Genomic DNA, 16,794 nt, shown 5'->3' with positions numbered 1-16,794 from the left:
CGTGATTCGATGAGTGTCAATATCGATGAATGTCGAATCAACAGGCCGGGGCGGCCGACGCGTGCTGCGTGACGCCGCCGCTGCTGCGGGAGCCGCTCACTAAACCTGCAGCCGCCGAGATGGCCAAGAAGTTGAAGGCGCTCGCCGATCCGGTGCGGCTGCGGTTGTTCAGTGCGATCGCCAGTCATTCCGGTGGGGAGGCGTGCGTCTGTGACATCTCGGGCGGCATCGACGTCTCCCAACCCACGGTGTCGCATCACCTCAAGGTGTTGCGCGCCGCCGGTTTGTTGACCTCCGAGCGTCGGGCGTCGTGGGTGTACTACGCCGTAGTCCCGGAGGCGCTGCGCGAGATCGCGGCGCTGCTGGATCTCGACGCGGCAGCGCTGGCAGGGGCGACGGCATGACCGACACGGTGGCGAGTACCTCAGCGCCGGTAGTGGGCAAGCTGTCCACCCTGGACCGGTTCCTGCCGGTGTGGATCGGCATCGCCATGGTCGCCGGACTGCTGCTCGGTCGATGGATCCCAGGGATGAACACTGCGCTGGACGGCGTCCAGATAGACGGTATTTCGTTGCCCATCGCCCTCGGCCTGCTGATCATGATGTACCCGGTGCTGGCCAAGGTGCGCTATGACCGGCTCGACACCGTGACCGGTGACCGCAAACTCCTGCTCAGCTCGCTGTTCTTGAACTGGGTGTTCGGTCCGGCGTTGATGTTCGCCCTGGCCTGGCTGATGCTGCCCGACCTCCCCGAGTACCGGACCGGGCTGATCATCGTCGGCCTGGCCCGCTGCATCGCCATGGTCATCATCTGGAACGACCTCGCGTGCGGTGACCGCGAAGCCGCCGCCGTCCTCGTCGCGATCAACTCAGTGTTCCAAGTCTTCATGTTCGCCGTGCTGGGCTGGTTCTACCTATCGGTGCTACCGGGCTGGCTGGGCCTCGAACAGACCACCATCGACACCTCGCCGTGGCAGATCGCCAAGTCGGTACTGATCTTCCTCGGCATACCGCTACTCGCCGGCTACCTCTCCCGGCGAGTGGGCGAGAAGACCAAGGGTCGCGACTGGTACGAGTCGCAATTCCTGCCGCGGATCGGACCGTGGGCGCTCTACGGGCTGCTGTTCACCATCGTGGTTCTCTTTGCGCTGCAAGGCGAACAGATCACCAGCCGCCCGCTCGACGTGGTGCGGATCGCGCTGCCCCTGCTGGTGTACTTCGCAATCATGTGGGGCGGCGGCTATCTGCTCGGCGCAGCGATCGGCCTCGGTTACCAACGCACCACCACCTTGGCGTTCACCGCGGCGGGCAACAACTTCGAACTCGCCATCGCCGTGGCGATCGCCACCTACGGCGCCACCTCCGGACAAGCCCTGGCCGGGGTGGTCGGCCCACTGATCGAAGTCCCGGTCCTGGTCGGGCTGGTGTACGTGTCACTGGCCTTGCGCCGACGCTTCCGCGACCAGGGCACTGTGCCCGTCGCTGTCAACCTGTCCACGACAAAGGAGTCGTAACACCATGTCAATGTCTGATAGCCCCGCCGCCCTGCGCCCGCACCGCGACCTGTCCATCGATCAGCAGCACGCGCTCAAGACTGCCGCTACCCGGTTGGCGCGCGACTTCGGCGACAGTTTCGGTGTCGAGACGATCGAACGGTTCCTGCACACGTCCTACGATCAGTTCGCCGGCCGCGCGTCGGTCCCCAATTTCCTTCCGCTGCTCGCCGAACGGTTCGCCCGCCAACGCCTGCACGCCTTGGCCCGGGTGGAAGGCAAGATCAGCGACGGCAAGCCCACGGTGCTGTTCCTGTGCACCCACAACGCCGGACGCTCCCAGATGGCCTTGGGCTTCTTCACCCACTTCGCCGGCGACGACGCCGTGGCGTGGTCGGGCGGCTCCGAACCCGGCGACCGCATCAACCCGTCCGCGGTCGCGGCAATGGCCGAGGTCGGCATCGACATCACCGGCGAATTCCCCAAGCCCTGGACCGATGAAATCGTCCAGGCCGCCGACGTGGTGATCACCATGGGCTGCGGAGATGCCTGCCCCATTTTCCCCGGCAAGCGCTACGAGAACTGGGACCTGCCCGACCCGGAAGGTCAGGACGTCGACGCGGTCCGACCGATCCGCGACGACCTCGAAGAACGCGTCCGCCGGCTGCTCGCGGAACTCCACGTCACCGCACGCCAGAACTAGGCAGAGGACCTGATGACCGCCTCGTCGAAACCGTCGGTGCTGTTCGTGTGCGTCAAGAACGGCGGCAAATCGCAGATGGCCGCCGGGCTCATGCGCCACCTCGCCGGCGACACCGTGACCGTCTACTCCGCCGGCACCAAACCCGGTGGCGCGGTCAACGACCTGTCCGCCCAAGCCCTGCTCGAGGTCGGCATCGACATCAGCGGTGAGCAGCCCAAGCCGGTGGACTACGAGCTGGCCCGCGACGTCGACCTGGTGGTCACGCTCGGTCGGGAAGCCCAACTCGATCCGCTGCCGGGCACCCGGGTGGAGAACTGGGACACCGACGAACCCTCCGAACGCGGTATCGACGGCCTCGAACGTATGCGCCTGGTCCGCGACGACATCGCCGTCCGCGTGCAACGCCTGCACACCACGCTCACCGACGCCTGACACCAACCCCGCTCTCACGCTGCAGCGCAGCAGCACAACCCTTCCCACTCGATACACCGAGGAGACTTCGTCATGCCCGCACGCCATATCGTCGCCATCGGCGGCAGCGACGCCGGAATAAGCGCCGCTCTGCGCATCTGTGAACTCGACCCCAGCACCGAGGTCACCGTCGTCGTCGCCGACGCCTACCCCAATTTTTCCATCTGCGGCATCCCCTACTACGTCTCCGGGGAGGTCACGCACTGGACCAACCTGGCCCACCGCACCGCTGATGACCTAGCCGCCACCGGCATGCGGGTCCTCACCGACACCCGCGCCACCAGAATTAACGTCGGCGAGCACACCCTCGACGTCCTCGACCCCACCGGGGCGCCCACTGAACTGTCCTATGACGCCCTGATCGTGGGCACCGGCGCCGTCAGTGCCCGCCCACCGATCACCGGTTTGACCGGACCGGACGCCCTCGGCCCCAAAGATGGCGTGCACCTGCTGCATTCGATGGGCGACACCTTCGCCGTCATGGAGTCCCTGGAGCAACGCCAACCGGCCACCGCGGTCATCATCGGCGCCGGCTACATCGGTCTGGAGATGGCCGAAGGACTCACCACCCGCGGTATCGCCGTCACGCAGATCGAGGCGCTACCCGAAGTACTGCCGACCGTCGATCCCGAGCTGGGCGCCCTGGTCCATGACGAACTGGAACGCCACGGCGTGCAGGTCCTCACCAACACCACCGTCTCCGCCGTCACCCGCACCGCCAACGGCGCGCTCACCGTGACCGCTCATCGTGATGGCGAAACCCTGCATCAGACAGTTGATTTCGTTCTCGTCGTGGTCGGCGTGAAGGCTGATGTGGAGCTGGCCGCCGATGCCGGCGCCGAACTCGGGATCAAGGGCGCGATCGCCGTGGATGAGGCGATGCGCACCACCCTGTCGGATGTGTTCGCCGCCGGGGATTGCGTGCACACCCACCACCGCCTCCTCGGCGTGACCTGGCTGCCGCTGGGCACCACTGCCCACAAGCAGGGCCGCGTCGCCGGGGAGAACGCCCTCGGCGGCGACGCCCGCTTCGCCGGCAGCCTCGGCACCCAGGTGGTCAAGGTATTCGACCTGGTGGCCGCCCGCACCGGGCTGCGTGACCACGAAGTGCTGGCCGCAGACCGCGGATGGACACCAGCCACCATCGCTGCCACACCCGATGACCACAAGGCGTACTACCCGGGTGCGACCCCGATTCACATCCGGATCACTGGCGATGAACGCACCGGTCGACTGCTGGGGGCCCAACTCGTCGGTCACCGCAGTGCAGAGGTGTCCAAGCGGGTCGACACCTACGCCGCCGCGCTGTTCCACGAGATGAGCGTCGAGGGCTTCTCCGAGCTGGACCTGTCCTACACCCCGCCGCTGGGATCACCCTGGGATGCCACGCAAATGGCCACCCAGACCTGGGCGCGCCAACTCCGGGCGAAAGGCGTTCAGCTGACCTCGGAGGATCACCCAACACGGGTGTAGCCGTGCAATCGGCTACACCCCGACGATCGGGGCGGGGGTCTGAACCCGCGGCCTGGTGGCCACACCGGCCCCATGTTGCGAGGTCGCGCTCAAACAAGCGACTGCCGCGATGCTGAGGCGAAACCGCTTTTATCTGGGGGCGAGATCGTTTCCGCCGCTACGCCGCGCGCCTGAAGGACGCCGTCTTGGTTGCAACCGCTGAGCGTCTGACCAACGTGACGGTGCGGCGCGCAGTTGAAGTTCTTGGGGGTTACGTTTGGGTAAGTTGTCGGCAATCGGGGCTAGATTCAAGGCCGGAAAGCATTGGAAGGGGATGATGAAGAGCAACGCCACTCATGACGATGATCGGTTCACTCTGGGCATCCTAAACATGGCTGACGCAGCGCGTTTCCTGGCGATCAAGCGACAAACTTTTCACCGTTGGGCAAAGGGTTACGAGCGTGGTGACGCGCTGATTCACGTGGTCGCAGCACCGGCCCGGAAAGCGAACGTGTCGTTCATTGCGCTCACCGAGGCTTACGTCCTAGAGGCGCTGCGTGATGCCGGAGTGCACATTCGGCGGATTCGGCCGGCGCTTGACGCGCTTCAGAAAGAGTTCGGCAGGGAGTACGTCCTCACCGCTCCCAATCTTGCAACAGACGGTATCGACGTCCTTTGGGATTTTTCCAAGTCGAGGGCAGGCGCTGGCCTCATCGAGGCGCGTTCAGGCCAGAATGTGATCCGCGAGATTGTCCAGGACTACATCCAGTACATCTCCTGGGACGGTGGAGATGTCCCATATCAGCTTGAACTGAGGCAATGGGCACCCGCGAAGGTGGTCGTCGATCCCCGCTATGGGTTCGGCCAGCCGCGCTTTGGTACTGCGGGCCCGCGTGTGGCGGACGTCGCGGCGATGCTGAGGGCGGGGGAGCCGGGGGAGGTGGTTGCTGATGAGTTCGGAATCTCCCGCGAAGAAGTCCGAACCGCCGCACGCGTCCTCCTGGGCCGCGCCGCCTGAGTTTTACCTCGACGAGAATCTCGCCGGTAAGACCCTGCGCCGCTCCATCGAGGCGTTTGGGTACAAAGTCCACACTCCACCAGAGTTGTACGGTTCACGCGCGGCGGCCCAGGGCACTGACGATGCTGTGTGGCTGCGAGATGTCGGTCGTAGGCAGTGGGTCGCAATCGGCCGCGATACAACGATTTTGAAGACTCCGAGCGAATTGGCTGCGCTGAAGGCCGCCAAGATTCACATGTTCCTGTTTCCGGGCGAGGCGACGCGGGCCGCGTTGGTGGAGGCGGTGGCTGCAACGCTGCGCGATATCTGCACAGAAGCCATGAGCGGTACGCCGGGTGTGTGCGGGTCCATCGTGGCAAGACACCTCGCCTCGAGCGCCTGTAGGACACGCGTCAACGTCGAAGCATGTGAAGCTCATCCGTCGGGCGACGCTATCCTTGGCGCCGGCCCGACAACGGTAAAGAGGACGCTGCTCTCAGTGTCAATTCGCCCGCCGAGGCTCTTGCTCTTGTGCGACCGTTGGTTCTAGACCTCGCCTCCAATTGGCCGTAGCCACCGGGGTCGGCGTGACCACGTCTGGATTGTCACGCGGGCGAAAGCAAAGCAGTGGGGGCAACCGGACGTCACGTGTCCCGCCTCGTGAAGTCGCCGGATCTGTTCAAGTGCCAGACCCGGAGTATGTCCCACGCTGGGGGCATGGTTACTTCGTTCGTCCGGTACGGCTATGTGCCGGTGATGTTGTTCGGTGTCAACGGTGCGGCAATTGCTCTGGCGCACGCGCCGTGGGCGGAGGTCTGGATGGCGGCCCTCATACTGATCGCGGTCGGCTTATCCTTCGCTGCGGAGCGAACGTTGCCCTATAGCGCAGAGTGGAACGAACCGATCGGCGACGGAGGCCGTGACTTCGCCCACGCGTTCATCAATGAAACCTCGCTGCTATTGACAGTTCTCGTCGTGCCTTTGCTGGCGATGCTCAATCCCTTTAGCTCGTGGTGGCCCTCCTCGCTGCCGTTCGTGCTTCAGGTTCTTATCGCAATCGTGGTGACCGATGTCGGTGTGACGGCGGTACATGTGGCCAGTCACAGGGTGGGGTGGCTGTGGCGTTTTCACGCAGTCCACCACAGCGTGAAACGCTTCTACGGCTTCAACGGTCTTATGAAGCATCCACTGCACGGGGCGCTGGAACTCGCAGCCGGCATTTTGCCGCTGCTCATCCTGGGCCTGCCGAAAGCGATCGCGGAGGTTCTCACGGTGGCTATTGCCGTTCAATTGCTGTTGCAGCACTCCAATGCCGACTACCGCGTCGGACCGCTACGTAAAGTACTCGCGCTCAACGAAGGTCACCGCTTCCACCATCTCAAGTGGGCTGGGATTGGTGACGTCAACTTCGGACTTTTCACCCTGGGATTGGATCACGCCCTCCGGACATTCTCCTTCGACTCCCAACGCCGGTTTAGTTCGGACGACCTCGGCATGGCCGCCAAACCTCACTACCCGACGCGGTACCTCGCACAGCTGGCTGAACCCTTTCGTGCAAGGGGCGCATGCAAATTCGGTAAGGAGACCGATATCGGCGACACAGCCTCTTTCAGAGGAGGTCGTGCGGTAACCCGGTCGGATCGGGTCGGCACGTGAAACTTGCCCGCGGTTAATGCGCACTCGGCATACTCGTGACGTGACGTGGTTGGGCGAAGCGCTAATCGAGCCGGGAAAGCTCGTCTTCCGTGGACAGCTCGGTTCTGCACACGCGCACGGGCACGCCGCCTTGCAGATTGTGACCATCGACGATGGCGCTGCCTTCCTCGTCGACGCCGATGGGCGGGGCCTGTCGGCGCCCGCCGCGATCATCCCCGCAGGTGCGGAGCATTCTATCGAGGCTCAGGCCTGTCAGGGAATGATGCTGTACCTGGAGCCCACAAGTGTCATCGGTAGTGCAGTCACGGCCCTTTTTCGCAACACGAATCGCAACGATGTCCGAGAGTGGGTGCGGCTCGGAAAGAGGCTCGTCAATGTCGATGTTGTTAAGCAGCGGCATCTTTCGTTCGCGGCACACGAGGTCATCGCTTACCTGGTCGGAGCCGAGGGCCAACCTCGATGTGCCGTGCATCCGGGTGTGGAGGCTGCCGTGGACTTGCTGCCCGGAATCATCGAAGGTCCGGTGAAGCTCTCTGATGTCGCACGCACAGTGCACCTCTCTGCTGACCGTCTTGGGCGGCTGTTCGCGCACGAGGTTGGAATGTCGTTCACGGCTTACGTGCGGTGGTGCCGCCTCATCCGCGCGATGGAGGTGGTGCGGGATGGCGGAACCATCACCGACGCTGCGCATGCTGCCGGGTTCAGCGACAGTGCACACGCCAACCGCGTCTTCCATGAGATGTTCGGGCTGGCACCTATCGATGCCCGGCGAGGTGTACGACTCACCTGAGAAAACTCGGTACCGGCGGTTCCGGTATGTTCATTCACACGAATTACGGAGACAGTGCGTAAGTGCCGGAGAATCGCGGCTGCTCTGCGGATCACGCGCGTACTGTCGGATGGGCTGGCGTCGATGGGGGTGTCGCTGATGGTCATGACGGTCGGTACCGAACCGTGTTGATCGACGTCCCGGTGAGTGAAGCGGGTCGCGATGCCGATCTGCCGAGTATCTCCTACCTCGCTACTGACGTTGGGCTGTGGATGTCGCTTCCAGCTTTCGCGCCCGCGCTAGTCATCGTCGGTGTCGTTTTCTACATTGCTCGTCGCAACCGACGTCGTGAGTCTGGAGGCGACGCAGGTCCCACGCAGAGTCCCGCCGTCGAGAGGAACGAGAACCCGTGAGCGCTCGGAGCGCCCGGTGTGGCGTCGTCATCGCCGCTGCAGCGACGTTGTCTGCCCTAGTGGGTTGCGGATCCACGACGACGGATTCGACGTCGTCGACCAGCCAGGCGGCGTCGACGGCAGCCACGACGATCTCCACGCAGCCGCCTTCTACCGAACAGGTGCCACCGGCTGCTGACGGCACCGTTGTCGAGGTCTCGATCGCCGGGGGCACGGTCACGCCGACGAACGGCCAAGCGCGGGCCACCGTCGGAAAGCCGATTGTGCTGAAGGTGACCAGCGACGTCGCCGACCAACTGCACGTTCACTCAGTACCTGAGCACACGTTCAACATTGAACCGCGTCCAGATCAGACCTTCGAGTTCACCGTGGACGTGCCCGGCCAAGTCGATGTCGAGCTCCACGACCTCAACCGCACTGTCGTCACCATCCAAGTTCGGCCGTGACCCCGCGAGTCGACATCCTCGCGCACGGCGTAGGCGGTTCCACTGACCTTCCTGTACCGCTGTCGTTCGCCCTCATCGGTGCGGCATGGGCGCTGACTGCGACTTTCGCGATCGTTGCTCTCGCGTGGAAGCGCCCGCGCTTCGACCCGGCGAAGCCGGGCCGCGAACTACCTGCCTGGGTCACCCGTGCCGTCGACTCTCCGACGTCACGCTGGATTATCGCGAGTCTGGCACTGTTGTTCGCGCTTTGGGTTCTGGCGGCCGCCATATGGGGCCCCGCGGGAGGCGACAATGCTCTGCCGGGCGCGTTCTACGTCTTACTCTGGGTCGGGCTGGTCGCCGTTTCGGTCTGCGTGGGTCCGGTCTGGCGCCTGCTGTCGCCGCTGCGCACCATCTACCGCATTTGCGGTCTCGCTCGACGGAGGGGAGCCGATGCCTCGGGCCGCTCCTATCCGCGAGCATGGGGTTACTGGCCTGCCGCTTTGGGGCTTTTCGCCTTTGTCTGGCTTGAATTGGCAAGCCCTGACCCAGGTTCCCTGACTGCCATCACAACGTGGCTACTGATCTACGTAGGGGCGATGGGGGTCGGTGCTTGGGTCTTCGGTGCTCGGTGGTTCGCACGGGCAGACCCGTTCGAGGTCTACAGCATGGCGGTCTCGCGGCTATCACCCTTTCGGCGTTCGCCGGCATCGGGACGAGTGGAACTCGTCAATCCCCTCGATCATCTGCCGACGTTGCCAGTGCGTCCCGGAACCGTCGCAGTTCTGGCGGTGCTGCTGGGCTCTACCGCGTTCGACAGTTTCTCCCAAGCTCCGGCATTCCGAAACTTCGTTGATCGCACCGCTACGGGGGTTCCGCTCTTCGGCGAGGCCGGCGGTGCGACAGTGCTGCGGACAACGGTATTGATCCTCTTCGTCGCCATTGTTGGTGTGACCTTCTGGGGTGCTGCACGATCAACCGGCGGCATCAGTCCCCAGAAGCGCCAAGAACTTCCCGGCCAGTTGGCGCATTCGTTGGTTCCCATCGTTGTCGGTTACATTTTCGCCCACTACTTGTCTTACCTCGTCGAACGCGGACAGGAAACTGTCGTGCGCTTGGCTGACCCGTTTGGCCTGGGTTGGCAATTGTTCGGATTGGCACCGAATGATGTCAGTTACATCCTGTCTCAACACCCGTCAGTGCTCTGGACGATCAAGGTCGCGTGCGTGGTTGTGGGGCACATGGTGGCGGTCGTCTCCGCGCACGATCGCGCTCTGCGGTTGCTGCCGCAACAGCATCAGATCACCGGTCAAGTGGCGATGATGCTGACGATGGTCGGCTACACGTTCACCGGTCTCTACCTTCTGTTCGGAGGCTGATAGCCGCCTCCTTCGGAATTTATATGCGTCCTACTGAGGTGCATAGTAGATTGTGGAGGCCGTCAGGAGAGGCGGGACGGATCCCGACAAACCGCTGTGGCGGAATTCTGTCGGGGATTCCGCCACAGTGTATTTCGAGTCGAGCTGGCGAAGCGCCCTCCAACGCTCCCGTCAAGAATTGGACGGCGGCGGCGAGCCGATAGAGTAGGAAGCCTGGCTTTTGCAGCGATGCCTCCCATGCTGTATCTGCATCGGCGACGGCAGGTGGTGCACCCGTGAGGTGAGCCCCCTGTAGTGGTCCAGTCGTTGTGCGACTCTGTTGCCCGAGTGTTCGGGCAGGAAGAATCACCAACGACATGGCATCGAACAAGCGGCGGCGGCATACGCCGGATCAGATCATCCGCAAGCTCGCCGAGGGCAACAAGCTGCTCGGCTCCGGTCAGGAGCTGGCCGAGGTGTGCCGTCATCTGGAGGTCGCCGAATCGACGTGGCATCGCTGGGTGGCTCAGTACGGCGGCATGAAGGCCAATGACGCCAAGCGGCTCAAGGAGCTCGAGGCCGAAAACGCCCGGCTCAAGAAGCTGGTGGCCAATCAGGCCCTCGACATCGACATGCTTAAGGAGATCGGGTCGGGAAACTTCTGACCCCGAACCGCAAACGCCGCGCAGCGACCATGCTGCGTGAGCGGTTCGGGGTGTCCGAACGCCGCGCCTGCACCGTTGTAGGCCTGCACCGCTCCACGATGCGGCTGACGCCATCACCGGTCACCACCGAGGAGTCCGAACTGCGGGCCTGGCTTCGCCGGTTCTCCACCGACCGGCCTCGCTGGGGATGGCGCCGCGCTGCCAAGATGGCCCGCCGGGCGGGCTGGCAGGCCAACAACAAGCGCATCCGCCGGCTCTGGCGCGAAGAGGGCCTACGGGTCCCGCAGCGCCGCCGCAAGAAGCGGCTGACCGGCATCGGGGTGGCCGTGGGCGCGATGTCGCCGATCCGTCCGAACGTCATCTGGGCGATGGACTTCCAGTTCGACACCACCGCCGACGGCCGCGCCCTCAAGATGCTCAACGTCATCGACGAGTTCACCCGGGAAGCCCTGGCCATCGAAGTCGACCGGTCCATCAACGCCGACGGTGTCGTCGCCGTGCTCGATCGGCTGGCCCTCATCCACGGGGCGCCGCACTATGTGCGTTTCGACAACGGGCCAGAGTTCGTGGCGCACGCTGTGGCCGATTGGTGCCGATTCAACAGTGCCGGTTCACTTTTCATCGATCCCGGCTCGCCGTGGCAGAACGCCTTCATCGAATCGTTCAACGGCCGACTACGCGACGAACTGCTCAACTCGTGGCGCTTCGATTCGCTGCTGGAGGCCCGGGTAATCATCGAGGACTGGCGCCGAGACTACAACGCCAACAGACCCCACACCGCTCACGGCGAACTCACCCCCGCCGAGTTTGCCCTACAGTGGGCCACGACCCACCAACCGAAAGTCGCATAGCGCCTGGACCACCAAACGGGTCCCCCTCACCCGCCCACCTGCGGAAGGCCCGTCGAGTCGCTCCGATCGCGATGGCATCGATGTACAACGTAAGCCGGCGCTCAGCTCGCGGCGGCCTTTTTACTAGCTCGCCGCGCCGAATCGGCACCTGGTCGCGCCACCAATTACTATGTGGATACGTAATAGCAGGAGTGCGACCCGACGGATAGTTGTGATGAAAGTGTTGGCTGGACGCCGAAAGGTAGTTGCGCTGAGTGTGATCTCGGCTGTCGCGGTGCTCGTGACGGCATCGCAGACAAGTGCTCTCAAGTCTCGGTTGACGAATACGGTGGTTGCGCCCGGTGCCCTGGAGGTTGAGCAGACGCCGCAGGCCGCGCCCGAGCCTCCCGTAATCGAGATTCTTCCCCGCACAGGCGCCAGCGATGTGGTCCCCGTCGGCGCAGTGAAGGTGACCGCGACAGTTGGCACCCTGACTGATGTGCGGATGCAGAACGAACAGGGCCGGGTCGTCGCGGGTCGCTTGGTGGAGGGCGGACGTGCCTGGGAGCCCGCCGAGCCACTCGGATACGGACGGTCCTATACGCTCAGCGCGACCGGCCGGGGCGCTGACGCCAGCACCGTCACGACGGTTTCGGAGTTCTCTACTGTCGCACCGCAATCCCAGGTCGGAGTTCGGCTGGGCATGACCAACGGAGCGTCGCTGTCGGAGGGTGGTGTGTACGGTGTCGGAACCGTGATCGTGGCAACCTTCGACGCGGATATCCCTGACCGGGCTGCGGCCGAATCTCGCCTCCAGGTCATAACGACGCCGCAGTTGGCGGGCTCCTGGATGTGGATCAACGATCGCAAGGCGCACTGGCGGCCCCGTGAGTATTATCCTTCCGGCACTGAGGTCACGGTCAAAGCCGATCTCTACGGTACTGATCTGGGTAGTGGACTATTCGGAGAACAGGACAGGCAGGTCAGCTTCCGGATTGGGCCGTCTCGTGTCGCGATCGCCGATGACACGACCAAACAGGTCAGTGTTTACGAGAACGGCAATTTGATCCGTACGATGCCGACATCGATGGGCCGGGGAGGGACGCAGACTGTCGGGGGCAAGACAATCGCGTTCTGGACGCAACCTGGCGTTTATACGGTGATGGAGAAACAGAATCCCGTCTTGATGGACTCGTCAACCTACGGATTGCCCGTCGATTCGGCATCGGGGTACAAGATCAGCGTCCCGCACGCGGTGCGGATCAGTCCCGACGGCATCTACCTCCATGAGCGCGAAGCGACCGTGTGGGCGCAGGGAAACACCAACGTTTCGGCAGGCTGTTTGAATCTGAGCGCAGAGAACGCCGAGTGGTACTACAACTTTGCCAATCCAGGCGATGTTGTCGAGATCCGAAATACCGGCGGCGCACCGCTGGAACAGTGGCAGAACGGAGATTGGTCTGTGCCTTGGGACGGATGGATGGGTGGCAGCGCGTTGCGCCCCTGATCAGTATTCGATAAGTCACGCGACATGCGACGCGATCCCGCTGGTTCTCACCGGGTGCGACTCGGACCTGAGCATCAGAGAGCGGGTTTCGGGCAGATGACAAATTCGCTGCCTGCTGGCCTTACACGCGAAGGAGTCTGACCGGGAACGCTGCAAAGCTGGCGACGGGTCGGCGATGAAGGCCGACCTCGACAATTTACTCCCCGCTCTGTTGACGGTAGGGATCGAGAAGTTGATCAACGGGAGCGTAGTCGTCGGTCAGCACTTGGGCGTCGCGGATCCACAATCTGAGGTCGTTGCCGGTAGCGGTCGTCCACCCGGTGTTGCGAGTATTCAGAACCCTCTGAAGGGCGTCATGGTCAACCGGTCGATCGGAGGCGAGCACGACCAGGTTGCCGCCATCGGGTGTCGTCGCGGAATCGACGCCGACGTCGCCGGCCTCGGCGGTGACTATGACGTACTTGAAAACCTCTGTGAGTGTTGCGACTTCGGCACGTGCAAACGCCAGCTCTCCGTAATCGATGAGATTCGCAATGTACACACCGTCCTCTTTGAGGACTCGACGTATGTCTGTCAGCGCTTCCACAGTCGTCAGGTGCCAAGGCACGCTCACGCCGCCGAAGGCGTCGCCGACGATCAGATCACGGCTGTCGTCATCGAGCCGCGCAAGGCCCAGTCTGCCGTCCTCGACGCGCACCTCAAGCCCGGCCTCGGAAGCTGATCCGAGTTGGTCTCGGTCTATGCGCACCACGCCGCCGTCGATTTCGGACACCACGTTATGGGTTCCTGGCCGAGTAGCAGCGAGGTATCGCGGGAAGGTGAGGCCGCCTCCACCAAGGTGGTAGGCCTCCAGTGTCTCTTCGGTCGGGAAGGATGCGTCGACGGCCGACGCAAAGGCGCGCACATACTTGAACTGCAGGACGGCCGGATCTTGGAGGTCTATGTACGAGTGGCGCGCGCCGTCGAGCATGAGGGTGCGGCCGCTGTCTCGCTCCGGGTCGGCGATGACTCGGGCGCAATGGTACTTGGTTTCCACGTCGCAACCGCCGGGTGCAACGTAGCCAGCCAGACCCGCGCCGACGGTTAGGAGCGTAAGTACGGCGGCGCTGACAGTGTTCCGCCGGCGAATGCGCCACTCCACAACGATGCCGCCGAGCACCAATATTGATCCAAGGCCGATAAGTATCACGCTGACTGGCACCCGCGACACGAAGACAAATCCGGTAAGCACAGTGCCGGCGATGGCACCGACGGTGCCTACGCCAGACAGCTGACCGACAACGGTGCCCGTCTGGGCGAGCTTGATCAGGCGCATCTTGGTCACCATCGGTGTCACCGCCGATAGCAACGCTCCGGGTGCCAGAATAGTGAGCGCCGCAACGATCAACAGCGTCGCAGGCGCCCATTCGGCCGCCGTGCGGACTGCGGAAGGCGTGAACGCCACGACCACGCCCGATATCCCCAGCGATGGCCCCAACCAGCGACGCGGATCATCGCGGTCGGCAAGGCGGCCGCCCGCCCAGGAGCCAAGGGCAATTGCGGCCAAGGCGATTCCGATGACCAGGGTGCTTGTTTCCAGGGTCAGCCCGAGGTACGGCGCCAGCAACCGCAGCGCGGTGATCTCCACCACCAGCACTGCCGCCGAAGAGGTGAACACAAGGACCGCGGCGGTGCGCGCTCCGACCCCGGGCAGCGATTGAGATGACGGATCGTCGTCGGGAACTGGCGGGGGACCGGTCACAGTCTCAATCCTGGCAGCACTAACCTCTGTCTCCGACTAACTACTGAAAAACGGTTTGTATACCTGTCAGTAATTGCGGTGCGCGCCGCGGAGATGGAAACAGCGCAGCAGGCATCGACGGGTGCGGAAACAGCACCGACGTCGACGCGTTATGCCGCAGAGGTTTTTGACTGCCGCCGACGGCAAGCCCGGCAGCAATCGGGTCCGAGCGTCTCGAATCGTTTTGCGCTTAACGAGATTCGACGAGTTTGTGGACGTACACCACCGTGGCCAGGGACACCGCTCCGAACCTTTTTTGACCAAAATTATTAGACATATGCGCGTCTCGCTAGGATGCCGGGCCGCGGCGCCGCGGAACCGTTGGAGAGGACTAGGGCGACAAAGTGCGGGACGCTTGGGCGTGGGGGAGAGCCGTCGTGGTAGAAATCTTTACGGAGATACACCGTAGATTGCTCAGTTACAGGTCTCTACGGAGCGAAAGGAACTGCCGGCATGAATCCAATGACTCGAATTCTGCTGACTTTCTTTGTAGTCATCACTGTCGCGATCGGTGCAGGTGTGTACTTTTCGAGCCGAGATGGTGGAACCGCAGGATCAGGTGGCACACAGGCTGATGGCGAAGCCCAGGTAGTCCGCGAGAACAGTCACCGCCTCAGTTCCGCGCCCGACAGCGATGTGACTTTTGTCGAATTTCTCGATTTCGAGTGCGAAGGTTGCCGCGCGGCGTTCCCCGCCGTGGAGCAGCTGCGCGCCCAGTACGGCCAGCAAGTCACCTTCGTCGCCCGCTATTTCCCGATGCCTGGTCACTTCAATGGAGAACGGGCGGCACGTGCGGTAGAAGCAGCGGCTCAGCAAGGCCAGTTCGAACCGATGTACAAGAAGATGTTCGAGACGCAGGATCAGTGGGGCGAAAAGCAGGTACCGGCAGACGAGGTGTTCCGCGGATACGCCACCGAGCTGGGTCTCGATGTAGCCGCGTGGGACGAGGCGTACAACGCCCCGGCCACACTTGATCGAATCCAAGAGGATGTCGCCGACGGCACCGCCCTCGGCGTGCAGGGCACGCCCACATTCTTCGTAAACGGAAAGCAGCTGGAGATCAAGACTTACGCAGACCTGGGCGCTGCGATCAAAAATGCCCTTGGCGAGTAGTCAGCGCCAGGCGGGCCCCACCACGGTTCGGCGCGCAGCGAACCGATGACTGTGGAATGGGCTTCGCCGACATAGCCGCACGGCACAATCCCGCGGCAGCGGCGAACGATTTACTACGCACCTGACCTGGCTCATGAATGCGGTCGCGGGACGGCCTGCATGCCGTTCAAACCGGGCTCAGATCAGAGGGATAGAGCTGCGGGCCGCAGTGAGCGCGGCATGCTTGCCCTCGGTCGACGCCTTCCGTTCGTCTGCCCGTGGACGGCATTCAGCGAGAGGTACCGCAGAAGTCATCACGATCGGCCTTATTGCTTCTGTACCGCCGCCACCGAGGCCGGATTGGGCGTCACAGTATGTGGCTCGTCTTTCGGCGCTCCCCGACCAGCCGCGACGCGATCGCACCGAACACCAGGCCGATTGTCGTATAAATGACAACCTGGGTGCCGAGCGCGTAGAGCCGGAAGTAGTAGAGGACATCGGCGGGAAAGCCCTCATAGACGATGGCGCCTGCAGCGTCGCGCAGCGGGGCCGGTGTTTCGTTGATGGTTGGCAGCACAATCATTACGAGTGCCATCGTCGCCGCGTAGGCGCCAGCGGCGGCCAACCTCCCGTTGAAGGCCCCCAACGTGGCCACCCATCGGCGAGCCAGTGCCACCGCGCCGATCAGGAGCGCTGCCGAGAGCACCACCATCAACACGTACAGCAGTGTGCGCTCACGGACGGTCTGGTCGAGACTCAACGCTGGCGGGTTGGCGGGATATTTTAGGTTAGGTATGACGTACAAGCTCAACAGCATGCCGCCCGCGATGTAAAGCGACAGCAGTCGTACCGACACATCACCGACGCGACCATAGGCCACAGCGAACACCACCGCGAACAAGGCGCCGATGGCGACGCTGAACGCGAGTAGGCCGAGACCCATGCCGAGGTTCATCTGCACTGTGCGGGTGAACAGGTCGACCTGTTCACCGTGGCCGGCGTGTCCCCCCGGCGAAGCCATGGCCTCCCAGGCGGCCCGCACGCCATCTTCGTACTCGATTGCGCGCGAAGTCTGGGGCGCAGCGAATATCCGCGCGAACCCGAAAGCCAGTATGTCGTCTGCCAGGAGGATGGGACCAGTGTGAGCTGATTTTGCCAGGGTGATGGGACCACCTGGATTGCCA

The 16,794-nt window shown here is 63.4% G+C and carries 15 protein-coding genes and 1 pseudogene; 14 read left to right on the top strand and 2 right to left on the bottom strand.

Annotation, left to right across the window (positions count from 1 at the left end; all coding sequences use genetic code 11):
* Positions 1-29 precede the first annotated feature (29 nt).
* The 13 genes and pseudogenes from KXD97_RS24500 to KXD97_RS24440 all read left to right on the top strand — a co-directional run bounded on the left by KXD97_RS24500 (position 30) and on the right by KXD97_RS24440 (position 12,738).
* Complete coding sequence (locus KXD97_RS24500) at positions 30-404, top strand: helix-turn-helix transcriptional regulator (protein ID WP_260753031.1); 375 nt, start codon at positions 30-32, stop codon at positions 402-404.
* Positions 401-1,469 (top strand): annotated as a pseudogene (gene arsB / locus KXD97_RS24495) (ACR3 family arsenite efflux transporter); the annotation flags it as partial. The gene KXD97_RS24500 and the pseudogene arsB, both read left to right, overlap by 4 nt.
* 54 nt (positions 1,470-1,523) lie before the next feature.
* Positions 1,524-2,195 (top strand): arsenate reductase ArsC, encoded by a 672-nt coding sequence (locus tag KXD97_RS24490; protein ID WP_260758139.1) that lies wholly within the window; start codon positions 1,524-1,526, stop codon positions 2,193-2,195.
* Positions 2,196-2,207: 12 nt separating this feature from the next.
* Positions 2,208-2,627, top strand: a complete 420-nt coding sequence (locus tag KXD97_RS24485) for a low molecular weight phosphatase family protein (RefSeq protein ID WP_260753027.1) — start codon at positions 2,208-2,210, stop codon at positions 2,625-2,627.
* A gap of 72 nt (positions 2,628-2,699) precedes the next feature.
* Positions 2,700-4,139 carry an FAD-dependent oxidoreductase gene (locus KXD97_RS24480; protein ID WP_241204960.1) on the top strand — a complete coding sequence of 480 codons (1,440 nt, stop codon included), beginning with the start codon at positions 2,700-2,702 and terminating at the stop codon, positions 4,137-4,139.
* A gap of 313 nt (positions 4,140-4,452) precedes the next feature.
* The gene (locus KXD97_RS24475) at positions 4,453-5,136 is read left to right on the top strand and encodes a DUF433 domain-containing protein (protein WP_260753024.1); all 684 of its coding nucleotides are present in this window, start codon (positions 4,453-4,455) and stop codon (positions 5,134-5,136) included.
* On the top strand, positions 5,069-5,665 hold the full coding sequence (locus KXD97_RS24470) for a hypothetical protein (protein ID WP_260753022.1): 597 nt from the start codon (positions 5,069-5,071) through the stop codon (positions 5,663-5,665). Before KXD97_RS24475 ends, KXD97_RS24470 begins: the two co-directional genes overlap by 68 nt.
* A gap of 167 nt (positions 5,666-5,832) precedes the next feature.
* Positions 5,833-6,771 (top strand): sterol desaturase family protein, encoded by a 939-nt coding sequence (locus tag KXD97_RS24465; RefSeq protein WP_046362091.1) that lies wholly within the window; start codon positions 5,833-5,835, stop codon positions 6,769-6,771.
* A 16-nt stretch (positions 6,772-6,787) separates the two neighbouring features.
* On the top strand, positions 6,788-7,561 hold the full coding sequence (locus tag KXD97_RS24460) for a helix-turn-helix transcriptional regulator (RefSeq protein WP_046362071.1): 774 nt from the start codon (positions 6,788-6,790) through the stop codon (positions 7,559-7,561).
* Positions 7,562-7,949: 388 nt separating this feature from the next.
* Positions 7,950-8,399, top strand: coding sequence for a hypothetical protein (locus KXD97_RS24455; protein ID WP_043416046.1), 450 nt, complete (start codon positions 7,950-7,952; stop codon positions 8,397-8,399).
* Complete coding sequence (locus KXD97_RS24450; protein ID WP_260753016.1) at positions 8,396-9,757, top strand: hypothetical protein; 1,362 nt, start codon at positions 8,396-8,398, stop codon at positions 9,755-9,757. Before KXD97_RS24455 ends, KXD97_RS24450 begins: the two co-directional genes overlap by 4 nt.
* A 356-nt stretch (positions 9,758-10,113) precedes the next feature.
* Positions 10,114-11,252 (top strand): IS3 family transposase gene (locus KXD97_RS24445; RefSeq protein WP_260753015.1). Its coding sequence is split into 2 segments (ribosomal slippage): positions 10,114-10,384 and positions 10,384-11,252, totalling 1,140 coding nucleotides; the frame shifts between segments, so codons are not numbered across the junction.
* 214 nt (positions 11,253-11,466) lie between these two features.
* Positions 11,467-12,738, top strand: coding sequence for an Ig-like domain-containing protein (locus KXD97_RS24440; RefSeq protein ID WP_255730353.1), 1,272 nt, complete (start codon positions 11,467-11,469; stop codon positions 12,736-12,738).
* 196 nt (positions 12,739-12,934) lie between these two features.
* On the opposite strand, the gene KXD97_RS24435 is transcribed toward KXD97_RS24440, so the two are convergent.
* A complete protein-coding gene (locus KXD97_RS24435; protein WP_260753012.1) occupies positions 12,935-14,479 on the bottom strand; it encodes a fused MFS/spermidine synthase in 1,545 nt (514 codons plus the stop codon).
* A gap of 492 nt (positions 14,480-14,971) precedes the next feature.
* On the opposite strand from KXD97_RS24435, the gene KXD97_RS24430 reads away from it, so the two are divergent.
* A complete protein-coding gene (locus KXD97_RS24430) occupies positions 14,972-15,631 on the top strand; it encodes a thioredoxin (RefSeq protein ID WP_011893682.1) in 660 nt (219 codons plus the stop codon).
* Positions 15,632-15,977: 346 nt separating this feature from the next.
* Here KXD97_RS24430 and KXD97_RS24425 read toward each other — a convergent pair whose 3' ends face one another.
* On the bottom strand, positions 15,978-16,775 hold the full coding sequence (locus KXD97_RS24425; protein ID WP_260758137.1) for a CbtA family protein: 798 nt from the start codon (positions 16,773-16,775) through the stop codon (positions 15,978-15,980).
* Positions 16,776-16,794 lie beyond the last annotated feature (19 nt).

The organism is Mycobacterium sp. SMC-8, assembly GCF_025263565.1.
In the GTDB taxonomy this organism is placed as follows: domain Bacteria; phylum Actinomycetota; class Actinomycetes; order Mycobacteriales; family Mycobacteriaceae; genus Mycobacterium.
Note: the sequence above shows the minus strand (reverse complement) of the source record. Positions and strands in the feature narration are given on the sequence as shown.

Bases quoted from the DNA above. Each gene is read 5' to 3' on its own strand.
- KXD97_RS24500 (WP_260753031.1), top strand. From the start codon at position 30: ATGTCGAATCAACAGGCCGGGGCGGCCGACGCGTGCTGCGTGACGCCG.
- KXD97_RS24490 (WP_260758139.1), top strand. From the start codon at position 1,524: ATGTCTGATAGCCCCGCCGCCCTGCGCCCGCACCGCGACCTGTCCATC.
- KXD97_RS24485 (WP_260753027.1), top strand. From the start codon at position 2,208: ATGACCGCCTCGTCGAAACCGTCGGTGCTGTTCGTGTGCGTCAAGAAC.
- KXD97_RS24480 (WP_241204960.1), top strand. From the start codon at position 2,700: ATGCCCGCACGCCATATCGTCGCCATCGGCGGCAGCGACGCCGGAATA.
- KXD97_RS24475 (WP_260753024.1), top strand. From the start codon at position 4,453: ATGATGAAGAGCAACGCCACTCATGACGATGATCGGTTCACTCTGGGC.
- KXD97_RS24470 (WP_260753022.1), top strand. From the start codon at position 5,069: ATGAGTTCGGAATCTCCCGCGAAGAAGTCCGAACCGCCGCACGCGTCC.
- KXD97_RS24465 (WP_046362091.1), top strand. From the start codon at position 5,833: ATGGTTACTTCGTTCGTCCGGTACGGCTATGTGCCGGTGATGTTGTTC.
- KXD97_RS24460 (WP_046362071.1), top strand. From the start codon at position 6,788: ATGCGCACTCGGCATACTCGTGACGTGACGTGGTTGGGCGAAGCGCTA.
- KXD97_RS24440 (WP_255730353.1), top strand. From the start codon at position 11,467: ATGAAAGTGTTGGCTGGACGCCGAAAGGTAGTTGCGCTGAGTGTGATC.
- KXD97_RS24430 (WP_011893682.1), top strand. From the start codon at position 14,972: ATGAATCCAATGACTCGAATTCTGCTGACTTTCTTTGTAGTCATCACT.